The organism is Cupriavidus sp. 05L411 (assembly GCF_056398045.1).
Genome location: NZ_JBFTOQ010000017.1, coordinates 61,758 through 84,319, shown reverse-complemented (window position 1 = coordinate 84,319; position 22,562 = coordinate 61,758). Strand labels below are relative to the sequence as shown.

Here is a 22,562-nt window from a genome sequence, read left to right as displayed (position 1 = left end):
TTGAAAGCACCATCGAACGGTAATCAAGGATTCTCAAATGTCTGAACGTAGCGCCCTGCGCCCCGCCGCCGAATGGGTGGAACTGCGCACCACCGATGAAGACTGGGCCAAGGCAGACCCGGCCCTGCTCGGCACCCTGCTGAGCCACCTGCACCTGATCCGCGGCTTCGAGGAAGCCGTGCTCGAACTCGCCGCCGAAGGCCTGGTCCACGGCCCGGCGCACTCCAGCATCGGGCAGGAGGGCGGCGCCGCCGGCTCCATCGTGCCGCTGACCCGCGCGGACCAGATCAATGGCTCGCATCGCGGGCATCACCAGTTCGTCTCCAAGGCGCTGGGCTACCTCGCGCCCAACGGCATCGACCCGCGTGCGCCGCTGCCGGCGGACGTGCAAACGCTGCTGCAACGCACGCTGGCGGAAATCCTGGGGTTGGCGCAGGGCTATTGCAAAGGCCGTGGCGGCTCCATGCACCTGCAATGGGCCGAGGCCGGCGCGCTGGGCACCAATGCCATCGTGGGCGGCGGCGTGCCGATGGCCGCGGGCGCGGCGTGGTCGCACCGGCATGCCGGCACGGATGCGGTCGCCATCACCTACTTCGGCGACGGCGCGGTCAATATCGGCTCGGTGCTGGAGACCATGAACCTGGCCGCCGCATGGAAGCTGCCGCTGTGCTTCTTTATCGAGAACAACCGCTACGCCGTCTCCACCACGGTGGAAGAGTCCACCGCCGAGCCGCGCCTGTCCGCGCGCGGCATGGGCTTCAATATCCCGAGCTGGAAGGTGGACGGCATGGACCCGCTGGCGGTGTACCTGGCCACGCAGGAAGCGCTCGCGCATATGCGCGCCGGCAAGGGCCCCACGATCATCGAAGCCGATCTGTACCGCTTCTTCCACCAGAACGGCCCCTTCCCCGGGAGCGCCTTCGGCTACCGCAGCAAGGAAGAAGAGCAGCAATGGCGCGCGCGCGACCCGCTCGAACTGATGGCGCGCCGCATGCAGGCGCGCGGCCTGATCAGCGCCGACGAGATCGCCGCGCTGCGTGAACGCATCAAGCAAGCCATGCGCGACGCGATGGCCGCACTGACCGAAGCCGACCCTTCCGGCAAGCCGGGCAAGCGCCGCATCCGTCCCGAGCTGTGGCCGAGCCCGGACTTCCGCGATGTGGGCATCCGTGGCGACCTGAGCGAGCTGGCAGGCCTGCGCTGCGAGGAGGAGGCCGGCTTCTCCGGCAAGCTGGACAAGCGCAAGTTCATCGACGTGGTGGCGGACGTCATGCAACGCCGCATGGAGACCGATCCGTCGGTGGTGGTGATGGGCGAGGACGTGCACCGCCTCAAGGGTGGCACCAACGGCGCCACGCGCGGCCTGCGCGACAACTTCCCGGACCGCGTGCTGGGCACGCCGATCAGCGAGAACGCGTTCGTGGGCCTGGGTGGCGGGCTGGCGCTGGATGGCCGCTACAAGCCGGTCGTGGAATTCATGTACCCGGACTTCATGTGGGTGGCGGCCGACCAGGTCTTCAACCAGATCGGCAAGGCGCGCCACATGTTCGGCGGCGAGAGCGACGTGCCGCTGGTGCTGCGCACCAAGGTGGCGATGGGCACGGGCTATGGCTCGCAGCACTCGATGGACCCGGCCGGCATCTTCGCCACCAACCCGGGCTGGCGCATCGTGGCGCCGTCCACGCCGTTCGACTACGTGGGCCTGATGAACACCGCGCTGGCGTGCAAGGACCCGGTGCTGGTGATCGAGCACGTGGACCTGTACAACGCCTCGGGCGTGGGCCCCGTGGATGACTTCGACTATCACCTGCCGGTGGGCAAGGCGGCGGTACGCCGCGGCGGCAGCGACGTCACTGTCATCACGTACCTGTCGATGGTCGGCCACTCGCTCGAAGCGGTGGAGCAGACCGGCATCGACGCCGAGGTGATCGACCTGCGCTGGCTGGACCGCGCCAGCATTGACTGGGACACCATCGCGCAGAGCGTAAAGAAGACCAACAACGTACTGATCGTGGAACAAGGCGCGCGGGGCACCTCCTACGGCGGATGGCTGGCCGACGAGATCCAGCGCCGCTACTTCGACTGGCTGGACCAGCCCGTGCAGCGCGTGACCGGCGCCGAAGCCGCGCCGAGCATCTCCAAGGTGCTGGAGCGTGCCGCCGCCGCCCGCACCGAGGAAGTGGCCGAGGGCCTGCGCCAGGTGATGCGCGACAAGGGCGCGGCGTGAGTCCGGATGCCCGCCTGGCCAACTGAACGAACCCAAGGAATACCAATGACCCTGAACATGATTGTTCCCCTGGAGGTCGGCATCGCCGTGCGCGACCTGCCGCGCATGCGCCGCTTCTACGAGCAGGTGCTGGGCTTCGCCTTTGTCAGCGAAGTGGCCGTGCCTGCGGCAAGCGCCGTGCAGGCTGCCATGCACGCCGGCGGCTATACCGCCGTGCGCCTGCAAACCAGCTACGGAGAGCGCATCAAGCTGCTGGCCCCGGTGCAAGCGCCCGCACCTGCGGCAACGCCCGAGTACATCCTCGACAAGGCCAACGCCACCTACCTCACGTTTATCGTGGACGACATCCAGGCCGCCGTCGACAAGCTGCTCGCGGCAGACGTGGAATTCCTGACCGGCCCGCAGCGCATCGAAGTGCGCCCCGGCACCTACCTCGCGTTCTGCCGCGACCCTGAAGGCAATGTGCTCGAGATCGTGCAGTACGCGGATATCGCGGCTTATCGCCCCGACCTGCAACAGCCGAGGACTGCCTGACATGGCCACCCTGCTACGCATGCCCGAGGTGGCGGCCAATGCCACCCAGGCCACGCTGCAAGCGTGGACCAAGAACGAAGGCGATACGATTGCCGTGGGCGACTGCATCGCCGAGATCGAAACCGACAAGGCCGTGGTCGAGCTCAATGCCGATTCGGCCGGCGTGCTCGCCCGCCGCCTGGTGGCGGCCGGCCAGGACGTGGAAGTGGGCGCGCCCATCGGCGTGCTGCTGGTCAATGGCGAAACCAGCGTGGATATCGATGCGCTGATCGCCGCAGCCGGTGGCAGCGCGCAAGCGCCGCGGGCCGAGGCGGCATCCGCCGGCGAGGCGGTTGCTGCTGCCACGACTGCCACGCCGCAGGCCGCGCGCATCTTCGCCAGCCCGCTGGCCCGCCGCCTGGCTGCGCAGCGCGGGCTGGACCTGGCGGCATTGCGCGGCAGCGGCCCCAATGGCCGCATCGTCAAGCGCGATATCGAGCAGGCCGCCGCGGCTCCGGTCGCTGCCAGCGCACCTGCCGTTGCGCGCCCCGCCGCACCGCAAGCCCAGGCCAGCGAAGCGTTCACCGAAATCCCGCACAGCAATATGCGCCGCACCATCGCGCGCCGCCTGAGCGAGAGCAAGGCCACCATCCCGCATTTCTACCTCACGGCGGATTGCCGCATGGAGCAGTTGCTGGCGCTGCGCGCGCAGATCAACGCCGGTGCGCCGCGCAAGATCTCGGTCAACGACTTCATCGTGCGCGCCGTGGCGGTCGCCTTGCGTGAGGTGCCGGCGGCCAACGTAGGCTGGACCGATACGGCGATGCGCCAGTATCGGCAGGCCGATATCGCGGTAGCGGTATCGACGGACGCCGGCCTCATCACCCCCATCGTGCGCGCTGCCGATACGAAGCCGCTGTCCGTCATCAGCGCCGAGATCGCCGACCTGGCCACGCGTGCGCGCGCTTCGCAACTGCGCCCCGAGGAGTACCAGGGGGGCAGCTTCAGCGTGAGCAACCTGGGCATGTTCGGCGTGTCCGAGTTCTCCGCCATCATCAATCCGCCGCAGGCCGCCATCCTTGCCGTGGGCGCCACGCAAGCGGTGCCGGTGGTGGAAGACGGCGAGCTGAAGGCCGGGCAGGTCATGCGCTGCACGCTCTCGGTGGACCACCGCGCCATCGACGGCGCGCTGGCCGCGCAATGGCTGGCCGCGTTCAAGCGCCTGCTTGAAAACCCCTTGTCGATGCTGATCTAAGGACCATGACGTGGCGAACTCCTCATTTGACCTGATCGTCGTGGGCGGCGGCCCGGGCGGCTACGTGGCCGCCATCCGCGCCACGCAGCTAGGCATGAAAACCGCGCTGGTCGAGAAAGAGCACCTGGGCGGCATCTGCCTGAACTGGGGCTGCATTCCCACCAAAGCGCTGTTGCGCTCCGCCGATGTGCTGCGGCTGGTCAAGGATGCCTCGGCCTTTGGCGTACGCGCAGCCGCGCCTACCGCCGACCTGCCGGCCATGGTGGCCCGCTCCCGCGCGGTGGCCGCGCATCTCAACAAGGGCGTGGCCCACCTGATGAAAAAGAACGGCGTGACCGTGCTCAACGGCCACGGACGGCTGTCGGGCAAGGGCAAGCTGGAAGTCACCGCAACGGATGGCACGATCAGTACCGTTTCATCCGCCCACATCCTGCTCGCCACCGGCGCACGCGCCCGCCAGCTGCCCGCACTGCCGGCGGACGGCAAGACGGTCTGGACCTATCGCGACGCGCTGGCGCCGCCCGTAGTGCCAAAGCGCATGCTGATCGTTGGCGCCGGTGCCATCGGCGTCGAGTTCGCCAGCTTCTATCACGCGGTGGGTGTCGAAGTGACGGTGGTGGAGATGGCGGAGCGCATCCTGCCGGTGGAGGATGCCGACATCTGCGCGCAGGTGGCAAGCAGCCTGACCCGGGAAGGCATCGTGCTGCATACGGGCACCGGCATCCGGAGCGCTGAGCGCAAGGGGCAGGGCTGGTCCGTCGAGCTGCAAGGCGGCAAGTCCGGCGGCGCGAGAGTCGACGTCGACGTCGTGCTGGTGGCGGCAGGCATTGTCGGCAACGTGGAAGGCCTCGGCCTGGAGCAGACCGCCGTCAAGGTCGAGAAGACGCATATCGTCACCGACGGCTTCGGCCGCACCGATGAGCCTGGCGTGTACGCAATCGGCGACGTGGCGGGCCCACCGTGGCTGGCGCACAAGGCCAGCCACGAAGGCGTGATCTGCGTGGAGCGGATTGCCGGGCTGCATCCGCATGCGCTCGATGCCACACGTATTCCGGCCTGCACTTACAGCCACCCGCAAGTGGCGAGCGTGGGGCTCACCGAGGCACAGGCCAGGGAGCGCGGCCATCCCGTCAAGGTCGGCAAGTTTCCTTTCGTCGGCAACGGCAAGGCCATTGCCATGGGCAGCACTGCCGGCCTGGTGAAGGTGGTATTCGACGCTGGCAGCGGCGAACTGCTCGGCGCCCATATGGTGGGCGACGAGGTCACCGAGATGATCCAGGGCTACGCCATCGCGCAGACGCTGGAGACCACCGAGGCCGACCTGATGGCCGCCGTCCTGCCGCACCCGACCATGTCCGAGGCCATGCACGAAGCCGTGCTCGCGGCCTACGGGCGCGCACTGCATATCTGAACACGGGAGACAACATGTACAACTTCGATCAACGCACGCTGCTGCTGACCGGCGCCAACGGCGGCATCGGCCGTGAGACGGCCAAACTGTTCCTGGCGCACGGCGCCAACCTGGTACTGACGGATCTGGACGAAGCCGGCGTCGCCGGATTTGCCCGCGAACTGGACCCGGGCGGCGAGCGCATCGCCACGCTGCGCATGGACGCCGCCAGCCCCGACGATTGCGAGCGTGCCGTGGCGCTCGCGCAGGCGCGCTTCGGCGGCATCGATTTCCTGGTGCCGTCGGCAGGCTTGTACCAGGCCCAGCCAGTGGCCGAGATGAGCGACGCGCAATGGCGGCAGACGCTGTCGATCAATCTCGATGGCGTGTTCTATCTTGTGCGCCGCGCCATTCCCGCGCTGCGCGAGAACAGCGCCATCGTCAACCTGACGTCGGTGGCGGCGCACCGGGGCGCTTACTACAATGCGCACTATTCGGCCTCCAAGGGTGGCCTGCTCAGCCTCACCCGCAGCCTGGCGCGGGAACTCGGGCCGCGCACCCGCGTCAATGCTGTATCGCCGGGCGTGATCGAAACCCCCATGACCACCGAGCTGATCCAGAAACGCGGCGCCGATTCCGTCGAGCAGACACCGCTCAAGCGCCTCGGCCAGCCGCGCGAGATCGCCACCGCCATCGGCTTCCTGTGCAGCGACGCGGCCAGCTTTGTCACCGGCGAGGTGCTGCACGTCAATGGCGGACTGTATATCGCGGGTTGAATCGCGGGTTGAATCGCGGCTTGATCATTCCTCCGGCGGCCAAACGAGATCGCCGGATCCTGCTAACCTGCCGTCAGCGGCGCTGCGCCGAATCCCCCCAACATCGCTACGGAACCGGAACCAGACCATGTTGCAACTCCAAGACCCCTCCCTGCTGCGCCAGCAGTGCTATATCGATGGCCGCTGGACCGATGCGCAGCGTCATATCGACGTGACCAATCCCGCCACCGGTGAGCGCGTCGGCCAGGTGCCGCTGCTGGGCGCCGACGAGACGCGCCAGGCCATCGAGGCCGCCAACCGCGCCCTGCCGGCCTGGCGCGCGCGTACCGCCAAGGAACGCTCCGCGCTGCTGCGCAAGTGGTTCGAACTGCTGCTGGCGAACCAGGACGACCTCGCCCGCATCATGACCGCCGAGCAAGGCAAGCCCTTTGCCGAAGCCCGCGGCGAGATCGGCTACGCGGCCTCGTTCATCGAGTGGTTCGCCGAGGAAGGCAAGCGCGTCTACGGCGAGACCATTCCCGCACCGGTCAGCAACCAGCGCATCGTCGTCACCAAGGAACCGGTGGGCGTGTGCGCGGCCATCACGCCGTGGAATTTCCCCGCGGCCATGATCACGCGCAAGGCCGGCCCGGCGCTGGCGGCAGGTTGCACGATGGTGGTCAAGCCCGCCTCGCAAACCCCGCTGACCGCGCTGGCGATGGTGGCGCTGGCGGAACGCGCCGGCATTCCCGCAGGCGTGCTGTCGGTCGTCACCGGCTCGGCTACCGCCATCGGCGGCGAACTCAGCAGCAACCCGCTGGTGCGCAAGCTCACCTTTACCGGCTCGACGGAAGTCGGCCGTACGCTGATGGCGCAGACTGCGTCCACCATCAAGAAGGTCTCGATGGAGCTCGGCGGCAACGCGCCCTTCATCGTGTTCGAGGATGCCGACCTGGATGCCGCCGTCGAAGGCGCCATCGTGTCCAAGTACCGCAACGCGGGACAGACCTGCGTCTGCGCCAACCGCCTCTATGTGCACAGCAAGGTCTATGACGCGTTCGCCGAAAAACTGGTTGCGGCGGTACGCGCGCTGAAGGTGGGCAACGGCATGGAAGACGGCGTGCGCATCGGACCGCTGATCGACGGCAAGGCCGTGACCAAGGTCGAGGAACATATCACCGACGCGATCTCCAAGGGCGCGCGCGTGCTGCAAGGCGGCAAGCGCCACGCGCTCGGGCAATCGTTCTTCGAGCCTACCGTGCTGGCCGACGTGAAGCCCGGCATGCTGGTCGCGCGTGAAGAAACCTTCGGCCCGCTCGCGCCGCTGTTCCGCTTCGAGACCGAGGACGAAGTCGTCGCCATGGCCAATGACACGGAATTCGGCCTGGCGAGCTATTTCTACGCCCGCGATCTTGGCCGCGTGTGGCGCGTTTCCGAGCGGCTGGAGTACGGCATGGTCGGCGTCAACACCGGCCTGATCTCGAACGAGGTGGCGCCATTCGGCGGCGTCAAGCAATCGGGCGTGGGCCGCGAAGGCTCGCACTACGGCATCGAGGACTACCTGGTCATCAAGTACACCTGCATGGCCGGCATCTGAACCATCGTCATGCCCGCGGGACGGCGCTGCCGTCCCGCCTCCCGCGCCCTTCTTCCTCTCCCACTCCCTTTTCCACGTTACCCAGAATCCCGCAATGCAGATCGATGGCAATACCCAGCTTGTCGGCATCATCGCCGCCCCCATCGCGCACGTGCGCACGCCGCAACTCTTCAATGCCTCGGTCGCCCGCCAGGGCCTGAACGCCGTCTGCGTGCCCTTCCATGTGGAGGCGGCGCAATTGCAGGCATTCCTCGCCGGCGCGCCGGCCGCGCAAAACCTGCAAGGCCTCGTCGTCACCATGCCGCACAAGGAGGCGGTGGTGGCCATCTGTGGCGAACTGACCGATGCCGCGCGCCTGCTCGGCTCCGTCAATGCGATGCGCTTCGACCGCCAGAAAGGCTTTTGGGTCGGCGGCAACTTTGATGGCGACGGCTTCGTCGCCGGCCTGCGCGAACGCGGCCACAGCTTGTCTGGCAAGCGCGTGCTGCAGCTAGGCGCCGGCGGCGCCGGCAAGTCGATGGCCTACGCCATCGCCCGTGAGAACCCGGCCGAACTGGTCATCTACAACCGCTCCGCCGACAAGGCGCAAGAGCTGGCGGCAAGCCTGAAAGCGGTGCTGCCGACCGTCTCGATTCGTGCCGGCGATCACAACCCCGCCGGCTTCGACGTGGTTGTCAACGCCACCGCGCTCGGCTTGCGCGATACCGACGCCACGCCGCTCCCCCCGGCGCAACTAGGCGCAGGCACGCTGGTCTGCGAGGCCGTGATCCGCGATGGCGACACCCCGCTGCTGAAGGCCGCGCGCGAACGCGGCTGCGCGGTGCATCACGGGCAATGGATGCTGTATGGACAGATCGTGGAAATCTCGCGCTTCCTGGGCGTTGCGCTGGCGCCGGAGTTTGTCGAACGGATCCTGGGGCCGGCGGACTGAGCACGAGCACGGCGGCATAACGAACGCCCGCCCTCTCCCCCGCAAGCGGGAGAGGGGAGCAAACCAGTTGCAAACAAATGAGATATAGCCAGATCAACGATTCGGTGTAGCCGTACGGAGCGCCCGAGGGGCGAGCCGCACCAACCCGCGATGCGAAGCGAGCCGTGCAGGTGTACCAGGCCGTATGGGGCGCCTTCTTTGCCTACTTTTTTGGCAAGACAAGAAAGTAGGTCGCCGCCCCGCAGGGGTGGTGAAACTGCCTTTGACTTTAAGCCTTTGACGTTGACTTTGAACGGCAAGCAGTCACAGCAGCAATATCAAATTCAAATCACCCCATCCCGCCGCAATCCCCCAATCACCTCCCCCGCCACCCCCCAATCCCGCAACACCGCCTCACTATCCGCACCAGGCTCCGCAGGCGCCTGAGGCACCCCCGCCGGCGTGCGGCTGAAACGCGGCGCCGGCGCCGGCTGCATCACCCCGTCGATCTCGATAAACGTCTCGCGCGCCCGGTTATGCGGATGTTGCGGCGCCTCGTCCCAGTCCAGGATCGGGGCAAAGCAGGCGTCGCTGCCTTCCAGCAGCTCGCACCACTGCGCGCGCGTGCGGGTAAGGAACAGCGTGGTCATGCGGGCCTTGAGCTCGGGCCAGTGGCGTTTGTCGAGCTGCTTGTCGAAGAGCGGATCGTCCAGGCCGCAGCGCTCGCGCAACAGCGCGTAGAACTGCGGCTCGATGGCCCCCACCGCGACGTACTTGCCATCCGCGCAGGCATAGGTGTCGTAGAAATGCGCCGCCCCATCCAGCAGGTTGTCGCCGCGCTGGTTGGTCCAGCGCCCGGCGGCCTTGAAGCCGTACATCATGGCCGACAGCAAGGCCGTGCCGTCGGTCATGGCGGCGTCCACCACCTGCCCCTTGCCGGAGCTGCGGGCTTCGTTGATGGCGCACATCACGCCAAATGCCAGCAGCATGCCGCCGCCGCCAAAGTCGCCGACGTAGTTGAGCGGCACCACGGGCGGCTCCCCCGCCCGGCCAATGGCGTGCAGGGCGCCGCCGATGGCGATGTAGTTGATATCGTGGCCGGCGGCCTGGGCCAGCGGGCCGTGCTGGCCCCAGCCGGTCATACGGCCGTACACCAGCGCCGGATTGCGCGCCAGGCAAGGCTGCGGCCCCAGGCCCAGGCGTTCCATCACGCCAGGGCGGAAGCCTTCGATCAGCACGTCGGCCTTGGCGATCAGGTCCAGCACGACCTCGGCCGCGCCGGGCTTGCGCAGGTCGATGGCCAGGGAGCGCCGGCCGCGCGCGGTCACGTCGCAGCGTGCGCGGCCGGCGCCGGTGGCCGGTGCCTCGCCGGGATTGGCCGGGCGAGGGCGGTCGATGCGAATCACTTCGGCGCCCTGGTCGGCCAGCATCATCGCGCAGAACGGCGCCGGGCCGATCCCAACCATTTCCACCACTTTCAGTCCAGCCAACGGTCCCGCCATATCCTGTCTCCGGTTGTCTGCTCCCGCGTGGGAAGCGTCGTGCCGGTCAGTTTGCCACGCTCGCCGGGATGTGGAATCGTCAATAACGACGAATACGCGAATACGCGAACACGCGCGCAACAGTGCCCCGGGCCTAGGCCGGGACCATTGCCGCGAAAGCCGGCGGCGTCGCGGCAAGCGCCTCGGCAAGCGCTTGGGACGTGCGCTCGGCGAGGTCGCCGGGCACCGGCTGCCCGCTGTCGGCCAGTGCCTGGGCCACGCTGACCACCTTGTCGGCACGGTAGTGGCGCCCGCTGCCGATGGCGGCCTCGAAATCGTTGGCGCGGCCATTGATCTCCTGAGGATCGGCGCTGACCAGCAGCACGGCGTGCGCCAGCACCACGTGCAGGCTGGCGTCGCCCGCGCCCGCCACGCGGCGCCAGTATTGCGCCGTGCCGGCAATCTTGCGGGCCCGCTCCGGCGGGCCCCAGGCCAGATTGAAGCGGCCATCGCAAAACGACCCATCCACCGCTTGCCAGTGCGTCTGCAACCCCAGGCGGCTCAACGCGGCGGCCAGCACCTCGCACAGATGCAGATAGGCCGGCTCGGCATGGGTCCCGGCGCCGCCGCGCACCGGATAGGCCAGGCTCAGGTTGACGATGCCCGGGCCCTGCGGCACCAGCCCGCCGCCTGACAGGCGCAGCCAGACCGGACAGCCACGCGCGGCAAAATCGGCGCGCGCGGCCTCCAGATGCGCATGCCGCAGGTAGCTGCGCGGCACCACCAGCGAAACCGGCGCCTGCCACAGGTGCGCCAGCCAGCGGCCAGCGGATGCCTGTTCCAGCAGCGCCTGCTCGGCGTGCAAGGGATCGGGGTCGGTGGGATCGGGATCGAGGAATTCAAATCGCATGGCATGACCGGTAAGCGCCGGGGCGGAACGCGCGCATGACGGGCCGCACCGCGGCCCGGTGCCGGTCAATGGAAGGTAAAGCCACCGTCGACGTTGACCGACTGCCCGGTCACATTGTCCATGGTCGCGAAGAACAGCGCCATCCGGCCCATGTCTTCGGGTGTCTGCGCCCGGCCCTGCGGGATCAGCGTGAGCTGGTGGCGGGCCCAGGAATCCTCCACCGATTCGCCGTCTGCCTTCCATTCGTCGGAGAGGCGATCCCACATATAGGTGCGCACGATGCCGGGGCAGATCGCGTTGACGGTGATGCCGTCGCGCGCAACTTCCTTGGCCAGGGCGTTGGTGAAGCCAACCACCGCGAACTTCGAGGCGCTGTAGTGGGCAAGGTTGGGGAAGCCTTCCTTGCCGGCGATCGAGGCAACGTTGATGATGCGGCCCTTGTGCTGGGCTTTCATGTGTTCCAGCGCGGCCTGGCAGCCGAGGAAGGTGCCTTTGGCGTTGACGTCCATGACGAAGTCCCAGTCGCGCTCGCTGAGTGCATCGACAGGGTGGATGCTGATGACGCCTGCGCAGTTGACCAGGATATCCAGGCCGCCGAGCTGGTCGAGTGCCTGCTTGACCATGGCGCGGTGCATCTCGGGTTTTGTCACGTCGACCTTGAGGGTGCTTGCCCGACGGYCGAGCGCGCGCACGTCTTGCGCGGTTTCGCGCATGGCGTCTTCGAGCAGGTCGGCGATCAGGATATCAGCGCCGGCTTTGGCGAGTGTCAAGGCGATGCCGCGGCCAATGCCGCGCGCGCCGCCGGTGATGACGGCGACTTGTCCCTTCAGGGGTTCGTCCATGGGTGGTCTCCTAGGCTTGTTTTGTTGATTTTCTTCAGTGCATACCGCCACGAAATACGTCGCGCGACGCGCTGGCTTTCTCCCCTCTCCCGCTGCGTGGGAGAGGGGTGCAAACCAGCGGGACTCCGCTTCGTCAGCCGCCGATATGCCGCTTGAGCAGCGCGTTGACTTCGTTGGCCTTCTCCATCTGGCTCATATGGCCGGCATCGTCGAACACCTTCACCGTCGCGCCGGCTGGCGCGTTGGCCGCATGCGACGCGGGGATGATCTGATCCTGCGCGCCCCAGATCACCAGCACAGGCTTGCCGGTATCGCCCAGCCTGTGACCGGGCAGTTCGGTTTGCCGGCCGCCACCGAACAGGCTGGCGCCTAGTGTGCCGAGCGCTTCCGTAATGCCGTCCAGCCGCTTGTACTTGAGCAGGTCGTCCAGCATCTGGCGGCTGACCAGCCCGGCATCGGCGAACAGCAGTTCCACCACCGGCTTGAGGTCGCGGCGGGATTGCGCGTTGACGAAGCCTTCGGTGTACTGGCTGTTGACCTCCTCGCCAAGGCCCGCCGGCGATACGAGCGCGACCGAGCGCACGCGTTGCGGCGCGTCCACCGCCAGCTGCGCGGCTACGCCGCCGCCCATCGAATGGCCCACCAGGTGGGCCTGGCCGATGTCGAGTGCATCCATGAAATGCGCGACGAACCCTGCCAGCGATGCGAGCGTGGCGCCGGGCAGCCTGGGCGTGGCGTGTCCGTGCGCCGGCAGGTCCAGCGCGATGACGGTGTGCGCATCGGCCAGCGCGTCGAGGTTGAACAGCCAGTTGTCCAGGTCCCCGCCGAAGCCATGGATGAACAACACGGTGTCGGCACCCTCGCCGCGCTTTGCGTAGCGCGTGCGGATGCCGTCGACTTCGATGAACTGATAGGCCGCGGCGGCGGCGCCCTCCTCTTCCTCATCGGCCGCCGGCGTTTCATAGGCGGCGACAAAAGCGTCGATATCCGCGTCGCTGACCTCGGGCGGCGCCAGCACGCCCAGCAGCGCCTTGACCGGCAGGATATCGCCCACGGCCGCCACCTTGCGGCGCAGGGTGCCGGCGTCCGGCGCTTCCACCGCGTTGGCGATCTTGTCGGTCTCCACGTCGAGGATCGGCATGCCGACCGTGATCTGCGCGCCTTCCTCGACCAGCCAGTCGTTGATCGTGCCTTCTTTCATCGACAAGCCCCATTTGGGCATGACGATCGGGGTGATCTCGGCCATCAGTGTTTCCCTCCTTTCACGGTCTTGCGCGCGGCATCGGCGATGTGCGCCGCGCTGGGGATGTAGAGGTCTTCCAGCGCGGGCGAGAACGGCACCGGCGTATGCGGCGGGCAGACCATCTCGATGCCGGCCTTGAGCGCGCCGAACGCGCGCTGCGCCACCTGTGCCGAGATGTCGGTGGCGATGTTGCAGCGCGGGCTGGCTTCATCCACCACCACCAGGCGGCCAGTGTGTTCCACCGACTCCAGCACCGTGTCGATATCCAGCGGCGAGAGCGTGCGCAGGTCCACGATCTCCGCCTCGATGCCCTCCTTGGCCAGTGTCGCCGCCGCCTCCAGCGCGCGGTGCACCATCAGGCCATAGGTGACGATGGAAACATCCTTGCCGTCGCGCACGATGTTGGCCTCGCCAAAGGGGATCGCGTACGAGTTCTCCGGCACCTCGCCTTCAAAGCCGTAGAGATTCTTGTGCTCGCAGAAGATGACGGGGTCGTTGTCGCGGATCGCCTGGATCAGCAGGCCTTTGGTGTCATATGGCGTGCTGGGGCACACCACCTTGAGGCCGGGGATATGCGTGAACAGCGGCGTGAGCATCTGGCTGTGCTGGGCGGCTGCGCGAAAGCCCGCGCCCACCATGGCGCGGATCACCACCGGCGTCTCGGCCTTGCCGCCGAACATGTAGCGGAACTTGGCCGCCTGGTTGAAGATCTGGTCGAAGCACACGCCCATGAAGTCGATGAACATCAGCTCGGCAATCGGGCGCATGCCGCAAGCGGCGGCGCCGATGGCCGCGCCCACATAGGCGGATTCGGACAGCGGCGTGTCCAGCAGGCGGTCGCCGTGCTTGGCGTACAGGCCCTTGGTCACGCCGAGCACGCCGCCCCAGGCGTCCTTCTCGCCGTCCGCGCCGGCGCCGCCGACGATGTCTTCGCCGAGCATGATCACGCTCGGGTCACGGGTCATTTCCTGGTCGATCGCTTCGTTGATCGCCAGCTTCATGCTTAATTTGCGGGACATGGTGTGGTCTCCTGAYCGTGCTTGCTGTCGTTATGTCTCGGAATGGCTGAGGGCGCGCGCTTAGTAGCTGACGTACACATCGGTCAGCAGGTCGGCGGGCGTGGGGAACGGCGCCGCCTTGGCCTGCTGCACGGCATCCTCGATCAGCGCGGCAACCTGCTCGTCGATGGCCTTGAGTTCGTCCAGCGCGATCACCCCTGCCTGGGTCACGGTGGCGGTGAACTTCTTCAGGCAGTCCTTGTTGGCGCGGATGTCGTCGAGCTCGCCGGCGGCGCGATAGGTTTGCGCGTCGCCTTCGAAGTGGCCGTAGAAGCGGACCATCTTGCATTCCAGCAGGGCCGGGCCACCGCCTTCGCGGGCCCGCTTGATGACTTCGCCCGCCGCCTCATGCACCGCGAAGAAATCCGTGCCATCCACCGTCACGCCGGGAATGCCGAAGCCGGCGGCACGGTCCACATAGCTGTCCACTGCGGTGCCGTAGTCGCGCGCGGTGGATTCGGCATAACCGTTGTTCTCGATCACGAAAATCACCGGCAGGTTCCACACCGCGGCCAGGTTCAGGCTCTCCAGGAAGGTGCCCTGGTTGGACGCGCCGTCACCCGCAAAGGTGATGCCGATCTCGCCCTTGCCGCGGAACTTGGCGGCCAGCGCGGCGCCGCAGACCAGCGGTGCACCCGCGCCGAGGATGCCGTTGGCGCCCATCATGCCCTTGGACAGATCGGCGATATGCATGGAGCCGCCCTTGCCGTTGCAGGAGCCACCCTTGCGCCCGTAGATCTCCTTCATCATCGCCACCGGGTCGACACCCTTGGCAATGCAGTGGCCGTGGCCGCGGTGGGTGCTGGCGATGCGGTCGCCGTCGCCCAGGTGGTGCAGGATGCCGACCCCGGCGGCTTCCTCGCCGGCATAGAGGTGGACGAAGCCGGGAATATCGCCGCGCCCGAAGTCCACGTGCAGGCGCTCCTCGAAATCGCGGATGGTGCGCATCCTGCGATAAACGGCGAGCAGTTCCTGCTTGTCGAGGGGCAGCGTGTTCCCGGTGGTACCGGATGCGTTGGCTGTCATGTCTGTCTCCTTCATGGTTTTGTGGTGGCGGTAGAAAGCTGGGCGAGTGGCTGGGGTGGGGAATGCTGTGGTTGCCGGGGCGGCGGCGCGCGCCCGCTGCGCATCAATCCGGCGGCGGCGGCGTAGTGCATGCAGGCCGCCACGTCGATGCTCAGGAAGGCGTGCTCGCGCAGCGTCACGGTGACTTCGTCCTGCGGGCCGAACACCAGCTCGCGCTCGCCGTCGAGCGCGACGATGCCGGCGCGCTGGCGCACGCGGTGCGCAACACCGTCGGTCAGGCGTTCCCAGCCCGCGATGGGTACCGCGCGCAGCAGGCCCGGCGCAATCGGCGCGTGCAACGCGAAGCGGCCTTCGCCGGGCGCGGCCAGCTCGATCGCCAGGCCGCCGGGCTCATGCCTGCCCACGGGCTCCAGCAAGCCGCCGATGGCGGACAGGCCAATCGCCTGCGGATCGGCGAAGGACACGTAGACCGCGCCCAGCGTTTCGGTCTTCCACAAGGCGCGCGCGCCGATGAAATGCTCGTGGGAAATCACGGCGTCGACCAGCGCGATGTCGTGGCGCACCTCGCCCTCGCCGGCAATCGTGATGTCGAGCCGCTTGTTGCCGGCCAGCGCATGCGCGGCGGGAACGCGGCCGCTGGCAAACAGCCCCGTGGCCAGCCCGGTGATGGTGGGCTCGCGCATTTCGGGGTAGGCATTGTTGGTGCCGGTGGAGATGCCGGCAATCGGCACGTTGCCGCATTCGCGCACCACCGCGCGGTGGGTGCCATCGCCACCGAGCACGATGATGGCGGCAACGCCCGCCTCGCGCAGCATGCGTGCGGCCAGGAAGGTGTCGTCGACGCGCGCGGTGACCGGCATGTCAAGGTATTCCACCTCCGGCAGCGCGGCGTCGGGCCCCTGGCGGCGCGACAGGTGGCGCGCCAGCAGCACGCGCATGCCCTCGCGGTCCGGCATCATCAGCACGCGCCCAACGCCGCAGGCAGCCAGCGCGGCCAGCAGGCGCAGCACGATATTGACGCGATCGGCCAGTTGCAGCGTGTTGGCGTTGGCGATCACGCGGCGGATATCGCGCGCGGAAATCGGGTTGGCGATGATGCCGACCAGTGGCCGGTCGGCCAGCGCTTGCTCACCCATGCCTGTCTCCTGTCTTTCTGGTTATGACAGGCATATCGCAACGGCCGTGCCACCCCGCATCGGCACGCCGGAGACGGCAAATACTCGGGATTACCCCAGGAAAATACGGGGCGCGCAGGGACGTTGCGGGCCATGCGCACGCCGCAGCGTGACAGGTGTCACAGCATCACGTGTACAGGGGGTGAACAGGTGTAGCGGGAATCTTGCGCCGGGCAGGGAGGGCGGCGCGGGCGAGCCGCGCCGCCATGCTCGCTGGCTGGCTAATGCGCCGCGTCGCGCTGGTTGGGCGATGCGATGCCGTAGCGGGCCATGCGGCGGTACAGCGTCATCCTGCTCACGCCGATCTGGCGCGCCACCGCGCTCAGGTTCCAGCCAGCCGCGCGCAGGTATTGCATCAGCAGCATGCCTTCCGGCGGCAACTGATGCGGGTCGAAGCCGGGGGCCGGCAAGGCCGGCGCGCTGGCGGCTTCGGTGGCCGCGCTGCCCGGCGGGACGCTGGCGGAAACCGGAAGCAAGCCCTGCTGCGGCATCCCCTCGCCGATCCCTTCCGGGAGATCCTCCACCTCGATGTGGCTGTCGTCGCAGACCGCCCGCGCGTACTCCAGCGCATTGCGCAGCTCCCGCAGGTTGCCGGGCCAGCGGTGCGCGTGCAGCCGCGCGCGCGCCGCGGGCGACAGGCTCACGGTAGCTGGCTTGCCGCCCGCGTCCAGCATCTTGCCGATCAGCCAGTCCAGGTCCGTGCGCTCACGCAGCGGCGGCAGCATCAGCCGCGCGCCGTTGAGCCGGTAGTACAAGTCCTCGCGAAAGCGCCCGCTGCTCACCAGCTGGTCCAGCGGATGGTGCGTGGCGGAAATCACGCGCAGGTTGACCGGCACCGGGCGCGCCGCACCGATGGCAAGCACCTCGCCCTCGGCCAGCACGCGCAGCAGGCGCGATTGCAGCTCGCGCGGCATGTCGCCGATCTCGTCAAGAAACAGCGTGCCGCCGTCAGCCTCCTGGATCAGCCCGCGCTTGGGCCGCGAGCCCGCGCCCGAAAAGCTGTTGGGCAGGTGGCCGAACAGTTCGCTCTCGATCAGGGATTCAGGAATCGCCGCGCAGTTCACCGCCACGAAGGGGCCGTCGCGGCGCGCGCTGGCCCGGTGCAGGGCCTTGGCCAGGTACTCCTTGCCGCTGCCGGTCTCGCCGTTGATCAGCAGGTTGATGGGCGAATCCACCAGCTTTGCGGCCCGCTGCAATTGCTGCTGCAATGCGGCATCGCCACCGCACAGCGCGGCCAGCGGCGCCTGCAGCGGCGTGGCCCGCTCGGCGGTATCACGCGCGCGCTGCCAGCGCAGCGCCGGCGGCATCACGCTCAGATAAAGCCGCGCGCCGGTGCGGGCCAGCGCCAGCGCGCGCTGCTCGCTGGGGCGCGAATGCATGAAGCGGCCCAGCTCATCGAGCCGCGCCTCGAACAGCGACTCGAACGGCATGCCAAGCAGCGGCGCGCCACCCGGGGCCACGCCGAGCTCGGCCTCCAGCATCTGCTGCGCGCGGCGGTTATGGCCAACGATGCGGCCCGACGCATCGAGCGCGAGCAGGTATTCCGGGTTGACGTCGACAAACTCCGGCGCGGCGTTGAGCTTGAGGATCCAGTCCTCGCGGTGGCTGCGCACGAAGCTGGCGTTCTCGATCCGGCTGGCGTAGATGCGCACCATCTGCAGCGCCAGGCCCTGGCTGTCCTTGGCCTGCGGCGAGGTCAGCGCGGAAATGTCGAGGATGGCGCAGAGGCTGCCGTGCGAATCGAACAGCGGCGCCGCGGTGCAGGTGAGCGGAATATGGGTGGCGTCGAAATGATCCGCCTGGTGCACGGTCAGCGCCTGGCCCGTGGCCAGCGCGGTGCCCACCGCGCAGGTGCCGGCGCCGGATTCGCTCCATTGCGCGCCCAGGTACAGGCCGGCGTGGCGCAGGCGGGCATCGGCGTTGGCGTCGCCCAGGTAATCCACCGTCACGCCCTGCGCGTCGGTCAGCAGCACCACGTAGCCCATCCCGGCCACCTGGCTATAGAGCGTCTGCAGCCCGTGGCGCGCAATCCGCGCAAAATCGTCGATGCGCTGCTGGTGCTCGCGCAGCCGGGTCTGCGGCAGGATGCGCGCCTCTTGCATGCGCGCCGGATCCAGCCCGTACTGATGCACGCAGCGCCGCCACGAATTCTGGATGATGGTTTCCGGCGCACGCACCATCGGCGCGCCGGCGCGGGTGGTGAGCTGGACTACCGTGTCGATGTGCTCGCGTTGCCGCAGGTCCATCGTGGTCTCCTTGTCGTCTCCTGGCGCGCTGCCGTGCCGGCGCGTGCCAACTCCCGGCTCTCGCATGGCCTCTGTGGCGCCGCAGGGTTGCAGCGTGGGCGGCCGGGAGTCCTAATGTATCCGACAGGGAGCGGCTTGGGCAAACCCGATCGCGCTGGCCGGGCACGCGAGACGCGCGCCAAGTGCAGCCGGCGCTTCACTGCGGGAGGCCGCAATCGCAGGCTTTCCCAAGCCGGTGTGCGCTGGTTGGCGCACGCGCGCGCTCAAGCGCCGAGCCGCTGCGCCAGTTCCGTCAAGCTATCCACCACCACATCCCAGTCCGACTCGGCCGCCAGATCCTTCGCCTGGTTCGGCCCGTACTCCGTAGGCCGGTTCACATAAGCGGTCCGCATGCCATGCGAGCGGCCATGCCGCAGGTCATTGTTGTGCGCCGCAACCAGCATCACCTCCGACGGCTGCAGGTCGAAGAAGGCAATCACGCCTTGATAGATCTCCGCCTCCGGCTTGAAGTGGCGCACGATGTCCGCGCTGAACACCGCGTCCCACGGCAGGCCGGCATGCTTGGCCGTGTCGACCAGGCACTGCACGCTGCCGTTGGAGAAGGTGGAAATGATGTAGTGCTGCTTTAGCCGCGTGAGGCCGGGCACGGTATCCGGCCAGCCTCGGAGGCGGTGCCAGGCACGGTTGAGGTAGTCCTTCTCCGCTTCGCTCAGGTCCTCGATGCCGAACTGGTCGAGCAGCGCGTCGAGCCGTTCGCGGTGCAGCACGTCGATATTGGCCCACGGCCGCTCGCCCTTGCGCACGCGCTCCATGCCCGGCACGTAGCCGGCGCGCCAGGCGTCGGCAAAGGCGGTCCAGTCGGCCTCGATGCCCTTGTTCCGCCCGAATGCGGACAAGTCCGCGATCACGCTGGTACGCCAGTCCACCACGGTGCCGAAGACGTCGAACACCAGCGCCTTGACCGCGCTCAGGTCCGCCGCCTTGCTACCGGCGCTGTTGCCGTGGCTCAATCTGTTCTCATGCATCCCTCATCTCCTCCGGGGTAGGCCAGCTCACGCGCTGGCTTGGTCCAGCAGCGCGATATCGCCGGCGCTCAGTGGCAGGCGCGTGGCGGCAATCAGGTCGTCCAGCTGCGCCAGCGAGGTGGCGCTGGCAATCGGCGCGGTAATGCTTGGGCGCGCAATCTGCCAGGCCAGCGCTACCTGCGTCGGGTTGGTGGCGGTGCGCGCCGCGACGTCGTCCAGCGCCGCCAGAATGCGCAGGCCGCGCGCATCGAGATAGGCCTTGACGCGCTGGCCGCGCGCGCCGCTCTTGGCAAGGTCAGCCTCGGAGCGGTACTTGCCGCTGAGAAAGCCGCTGGCCAGCGCATAGTAGTTGAACACGCCCAGGCCTTCGCGCAGCACCAGCGGCTCAAGCTCGGCCTCATACTCGCTGCGGGTATAGAGGTTGTAGTGCGGCTGCAGGCTCTCGTAGCGCGGCAGGTTGTGGCGGCGGCTGGTTTCCAGCGCCTCGGCCAGGCGCGCGGCGCTGTAGTTGGAGGCGCCGATGGCGCGAACCTTGCCGGCCTTGATCAGGCGGGCGTAGGCGTCCAGGGTTTCCTCGAGCGGCGTGTCCCGGTCTTCGTCGTCGTGCGACTGGTAGAGATCGATGTAGTCAGTCTGCAGGCGCTGCAACGACGCGTCGACGGCGCGTTCAATATAGGCGCGCGACAAACCCTTGCGGCCCTCGCCCATGTCCTTGCCCACCTTGGTGGCCAGCACCACCTCGGCACGCTTGCCGCTGCGCTTGAACCACTTGCCGATGATGGCCTCGGACTCGCCGCCCTGGTTGCCCGGCACCCAGCGCGAGTACACATCGGCGGTATCGATGAAGTTGAGCCCGGCGCCGACAAAGGCATCGAGCAGCTTGAAGGAGGTGGCCTCGTCGGCGCTCCAGCCGAACACGTTGCCACCAAATGCCAGGGGCGAGACTTCCAGCCCGGACCTGCCCAATTTGCGTGTGGTGATGCTTGATGTCATGCGTTTTACTCCGCGGGTTGCGTCGAGCCGCCCGTCATCCAGGCGCGGCGAAAGTCACATTGTAGGCAGGGATCGGAAAGCTTGCCGGGCCGGGTAAAAGCATCCCTTTCTTCACTTCTCCTTCCCCCATTCAAGTCCTAACGGTGATGGGTCGTTAACCGGCTGTGGCCAGGCTATGCGCAGCGAGCGGATTCGTCTCGCCTGTGCCTCTCTGTCAACACCAAGGTCAGGCCGATGCCGCGCCGCCGGCGCAAACCGGCTGCCCATACCCGGTAAGCATGATCATGAATCGAATCTCGTTGAACGCCAAACTCTGGGCCGCGCTGGTGGCGATGTGGCTGGCACTGGTGGCGCTGGGCACCTGGAGCGCCGTGCACACCCGCGCCACCATGATGGCCGAGCGCCGCGAGAGCCTGCAGTCCCTGGTGGCGACCGCCGAAGGCATCGTCAAGCTCTACGTGGACCGCGCCGCCAAGGGCACCATGAGCATCGAGGACGCCCAGGCCGCGGCCAAGGATGCGCTGCGCGTGATGCGCTTCGGCGACAAGGGCTACCTGTTCCTGCTCAACTCCAAGCCGCAGGTGGTGCTCAACCCCGGCCTGCCGGATACGGAAGGCAAGATCGTGGGCGACTTCAAGGACCCCGACGGCAAGCTGGTCTACCAGAGCATCGTCGATGCGGGCAAGGCGAGCGCGCGCGCCGGCGCGAGCCCCGATGACAGCTTCGTCACCTACCGTGGCCGCCTCCCAGGCACCGAAACGCCCGCGCGCAAGCTGACCTATGTGCGCTATGTGCCGGCATGGGACTGGCACGTGGCCACCGGCGTGTTCCTCAAGGACATCGAAAGCAGCTTCCGCGACGACCTGATCTCGGCGGCCGTCAGCACCTTGCTGATCGGCGCGCTGGTATCGGCGTTCATGCTGGCCATCATGCGCACCGTGCGCAAGAGCCTGGGCGGCGAGCCGGCCTACGCCACCGAAGTGGTCACGCGCATTGCCGAGGGCGACTTCACCGTGCCCGTGCGCATCCACGCCGGCGACCAGACCAGCCTGCTGGCGGCCATGCAGCGCATGCAGCAGCGCCTGTCCGGCACGCTCGGCGAGATCCGCGGCGCCGCGGATTCGATCGCCTCGGCCACGCAGCAGATTTCCGCGGGCAATACCGACCTGTCGCAACGCACCGAGGAACAAGCCTCGGCGCTGGAGCAAACCGCTTCGAGCATGGAAGAGCTGACGGGCATCGTGCGCCAGAACGCGGACAATGCGCGCCAGGCCAGCTCGCTGGCGGTCAACGCTTCCGATATCGCGCAACGCGGCGGGCAGGTGGTCAACCAGGTGGTGAGCACCATGGGCGAGATCAACGGCGCCTCGCGCCAGATCGTCGACATCATCGGCGTGATCGAAGGCATCGCCTTCCAGACCAATATCCTGGCGCTGAACGCCGCCGTGGAAGCGGCCCGCGCCGGCGAACAAGGCCGCGGCTTTGCCGTGGTGGCGGGCGAGGTGCGCAGCCTGGCCCAGCGCTCGGCCACCGCCGCCAAGGAGATCAAGGGCCTGATCGACAACTCGGTGGCCCAGGTGGACAACGGCTCGGCGCTGGTTGCCAAGGCCGGCCAGACCATGGAGGACATCGTTGGCGCGGTCAAGCGCGTGACCGACATCATGGGCGAGATCAGCGCGGCATCGAACGAGCAGAGCGCCGGCATCGAGCAGGTCGGGCAAGCGGTGAACCAGATGGACACCGTGACCCAGCAGAACGCAGCACTGGTGGAACAGGCCGCCGCCGCGGCCCAAGCGCTGGCCGAGCAGGCGCAATCGATGATGCGCTCGGTGGCGTCGTTCCGGCTGGCGGCATAGGGAGYGGGGCCGGGAAGAGGGAGAAGGGAGAAGGGAGCAAGCCAGACAGCAAAAATGAGC

18 protein-coding genes are annotated in these 22,562 nt (G+C 67.8%); 8 read left to right on the top strand and 10 right to left on the bottom strand.

Annotated elements, in window-relative coordinates; all coding sequences use genetic code 11:
* The first annotated feature begins 37 nt into the window (after positions 1-37).
* The 7 genes from AC1DQR_RS20980 to AC1DQR_RS20950 all read left to right on the top strand — a co-directional run bounded on the left by AC1DQR_RS20980 (position 38) and on the right by AC1DQR_RS20950 (position 8,668).
* The gene (locus AC1DQR_RS20980) at positions 38-2,227 is read left to right on the top strand and encodes an alpha-ketoacid dehydrogenase subunit alpha/beta (protein ID WP_416051150.1); all 2,190 of its coding nucleotides are present in this window, start codon (positions 38-40) and stop codon (positions 2,225-2,227) included.
* Between the two features lie 45 nt (positions 2,228-2,272).
* Positions 2,273-2,761: a VOC family protein gene (locus AC1DQR_RS20975; protein ID WP_416051151.1), complete on the top strand. Its 489-nt coding sequence runs from the start codon at positions 2,273-2,275 to the stop codon at positions 2,759-2,761.
* A 1-nt stretch (position 2,762) separates the two neighbouring features.
* Positions 2,763-3,995, top strand: a complete 1,233-nt coding sequence (locus AC1DQR_RS20970) for a pyruvate dehydrogenase complex dihydrolipoamide acetyltransferase (protein ID WP_477133726.1) — start codon at positions 2,763-2,765, stop codon at positions 3,993-3,995.
* Positions 3,996-4,005: 10 nt separating this feature from the next.
* Entirely contained in the window at positions 4,006-5,406 is a 1,401-nt protein-coding gene (lpdA, locus tag AC1DQR_RS20965) for a dihydrolipoyl dehydrogenase (protein ID WP_416051153.1), read from the top strand.
* Positions 5,407-5,420: 14 nt separating this feature from the next.
* Complete coding sequence (locus AC1DQR_RS20960; protein WP_416051154.1) at positions 5,421-6,161, top strand: SDR family NAD(P)-dependent oxidoreductase; 741 nt, start codon at positions 5,421-5,423, stop codon at positions 6,159-6,161.
* A 127-nt stretch (positions 6,162-6,288) separates the two neighbouring features.
* Positions 6,289-7,737 (top strand): NADP-dependent succinate-semialdehyde dehydrogenase, encoded by a 1,449-nt coding sequence (gene gabD / locus AC1DQR_RS20955; protein ID WP_416051155.1) that lies wholly within the window; start codon positions 6,289-6,291, stop codon positions 7,735-7,737.
* A 94-nt stretch (positions 7,738-7,831) separates the two neighbouring features.
* Positions 7,832-8,668 carry a shikimate dehydrogenase family protein gene (locus AC1DQR_RS20950; RefSeq protein ID WP_416051156.1) on the top strand — a complete coding sequence of 279 codons (837 nt, stop codon included), beginning with the start codon at positions 7,832-7,834 and terminating at the stop codon, positions 8,666-8,668.
* A 323-nt stretch (positions 8,669-8,991) separates the two neighbouring features.
* Here the strand turns inward: AC1DQR_RS20950 and AC1DQR_RS20945 are convergent, their stop codons facing one another.
* From AC1DQR_RS20945 to AC1DQR_RS20900, 10 genes are all read right to left on the bottom strand, one after another.
* On the bottom strand, positions 8,992-10,149 hold the full coding sequence (locus tag AC1DQR_RS20945; RefSeq protein ID WP_416051157.1) for a CaiB/BaiF CoA transferase family protein: 1,158 nt from the start codon (positions 10,147-10,149) through the stop codon (positions 8,992-8,994).
* Between the two features lie 133 nt (positions 10,150-10,282).
* Complete coding sequence (locus AC1DQR_RS20940; RefSeq protein WP_416051158.1) at positions 10,283-11,038, bottom strand: lipoyl protein ligase domain-containing protein; 756 nt, start codon at positions 11,036-11,038, stop codon at positions 10,283-10,285.
* 65 nt (positions 11,039-11,103) lie between these two features.
* On the bottom strand, positions 11,104-11,880 hold the full coding sequence (locus AC1DQR_RS20935) for an SDR family NAD(P)-dependent oxidoreductase (RefSeq protein ID WP_477133725.1): 777 nt from the start codon (positions 11,878-11,880) through the stop codon (positions 11,104-11,106).
* A gap of 133 nt (positions 11,881-12,013) precedes the next feature.
* On the bottom strand, positions 12,014-13,126 hold the full coding sequence (locus tag AC1DQR_RS20930; protein WP_416051160.1) for an acetoin dehydrogenase dihydrolipoyllysine-residue acetyltransferase subunit: 1,113 nt from the start codon (positions 13,124-13,126) through the stop codon (positions 12,014-12,016).
* Positions 13,126-14,142 (bottom strand): alpha-ketoacid dehydrogenase subunit beta, encoded by a 1,017-nt coding sequence (locus tag AC1DQR_RS20925; RefSeq protein ID WP_006157630.1) that lies wholly within the window; start codon positions 14,140-14,142, stop codon positions 13,126-13,128. Before AC1DQR_RS20925 ends, AC1DQR_RS20930 begins: the two co-directional genes overlap by 1 nt.
* Before the next feature lie 60 nt (positions 14,143-14,202).
* On the bottom strand, positions 14,203-15,207 hold the full coding sequence (locus AC1DQR_RS20920; RefSeq protein ID WP_416051161.1) for a thiamine pyrophosphate-dependent dehydrogenase E1 component subunit alpha: 1,005 nt from the start codon (positions 15,205-15,207) through the stop codon (positions 14,203-14,205).
* 11 nt (positions 15,208-15,218) lie between these two features.
* The gene (locus AC1DQR_RS20915) at positions 15,219-16,343 is read right to left on the bottom strand and encodes an ATP-NAD kinase family protein (protein ID WP_477133724.1); all 1,125 of its coding nucleotides are present in this window, start codon (positions 16,341-16,343) and stop codon (positions 15,219-15,221) included.
* A 260-nt stretch (positions 16,344-16,603) separates the two neighbouring features.
* Positions 16,604-18,628: a sigma-54-dependent Fis family transcriptional regulator gene (locus tag AC1DQR_RS20910; RefSeq protein WP_477133723.1), complete on the bottom strand. Its 2,025-nt coding sequence runs from the start codon at positions 18,626-18,628 to the stop codon at positions 16,604-16,606.
* Between the two features lie 263 nt (positions 18,629-18,891).
* The gene (locus tag AC1DQR_RS20905) at positions 18,892-19,653 is read right to left on the bottom strand and encodes a haloacid dehalogenase type II (RefSeq protein ID WP_416051164.1); all 762 of its coding nucleotides are present in this window, start codon (positions 19,651-19,653) and stop codon (positions 18,892-18,894) included.
* A 27-nt stretch (positions 19,654-19,680) separates the two neighbouring features.
* Complete coding sequence (locus AC1DQR_RS20900) at positions 19,681-20,646, bottom strand: aldo/keto reductase (protein WP_150992316.1); 966 nt, start codon at positions 20,644-20,646, stop codon at positions 19,681-19,683.
* A gap of 284 nt (positions 20,647-20,930) precedes the next feature.
* Here AC1DQR_RS20900 and AC1DQR_RS20895 point away from each other — a divergent pair, with 284 nt between their 5' ends.
* A complete protein-coding gene (locus AC1DQR_RS20895; RefSeq protein WP_416051165.1) occupies positions 20,931-22,502 on the top strand; it encodes a methyl-accepting chemotaxis protein in 1,572 nt (523 codons plus the stop codon).
* Positions 22,503-22,562: the final 60 nt, after the last annotated feature.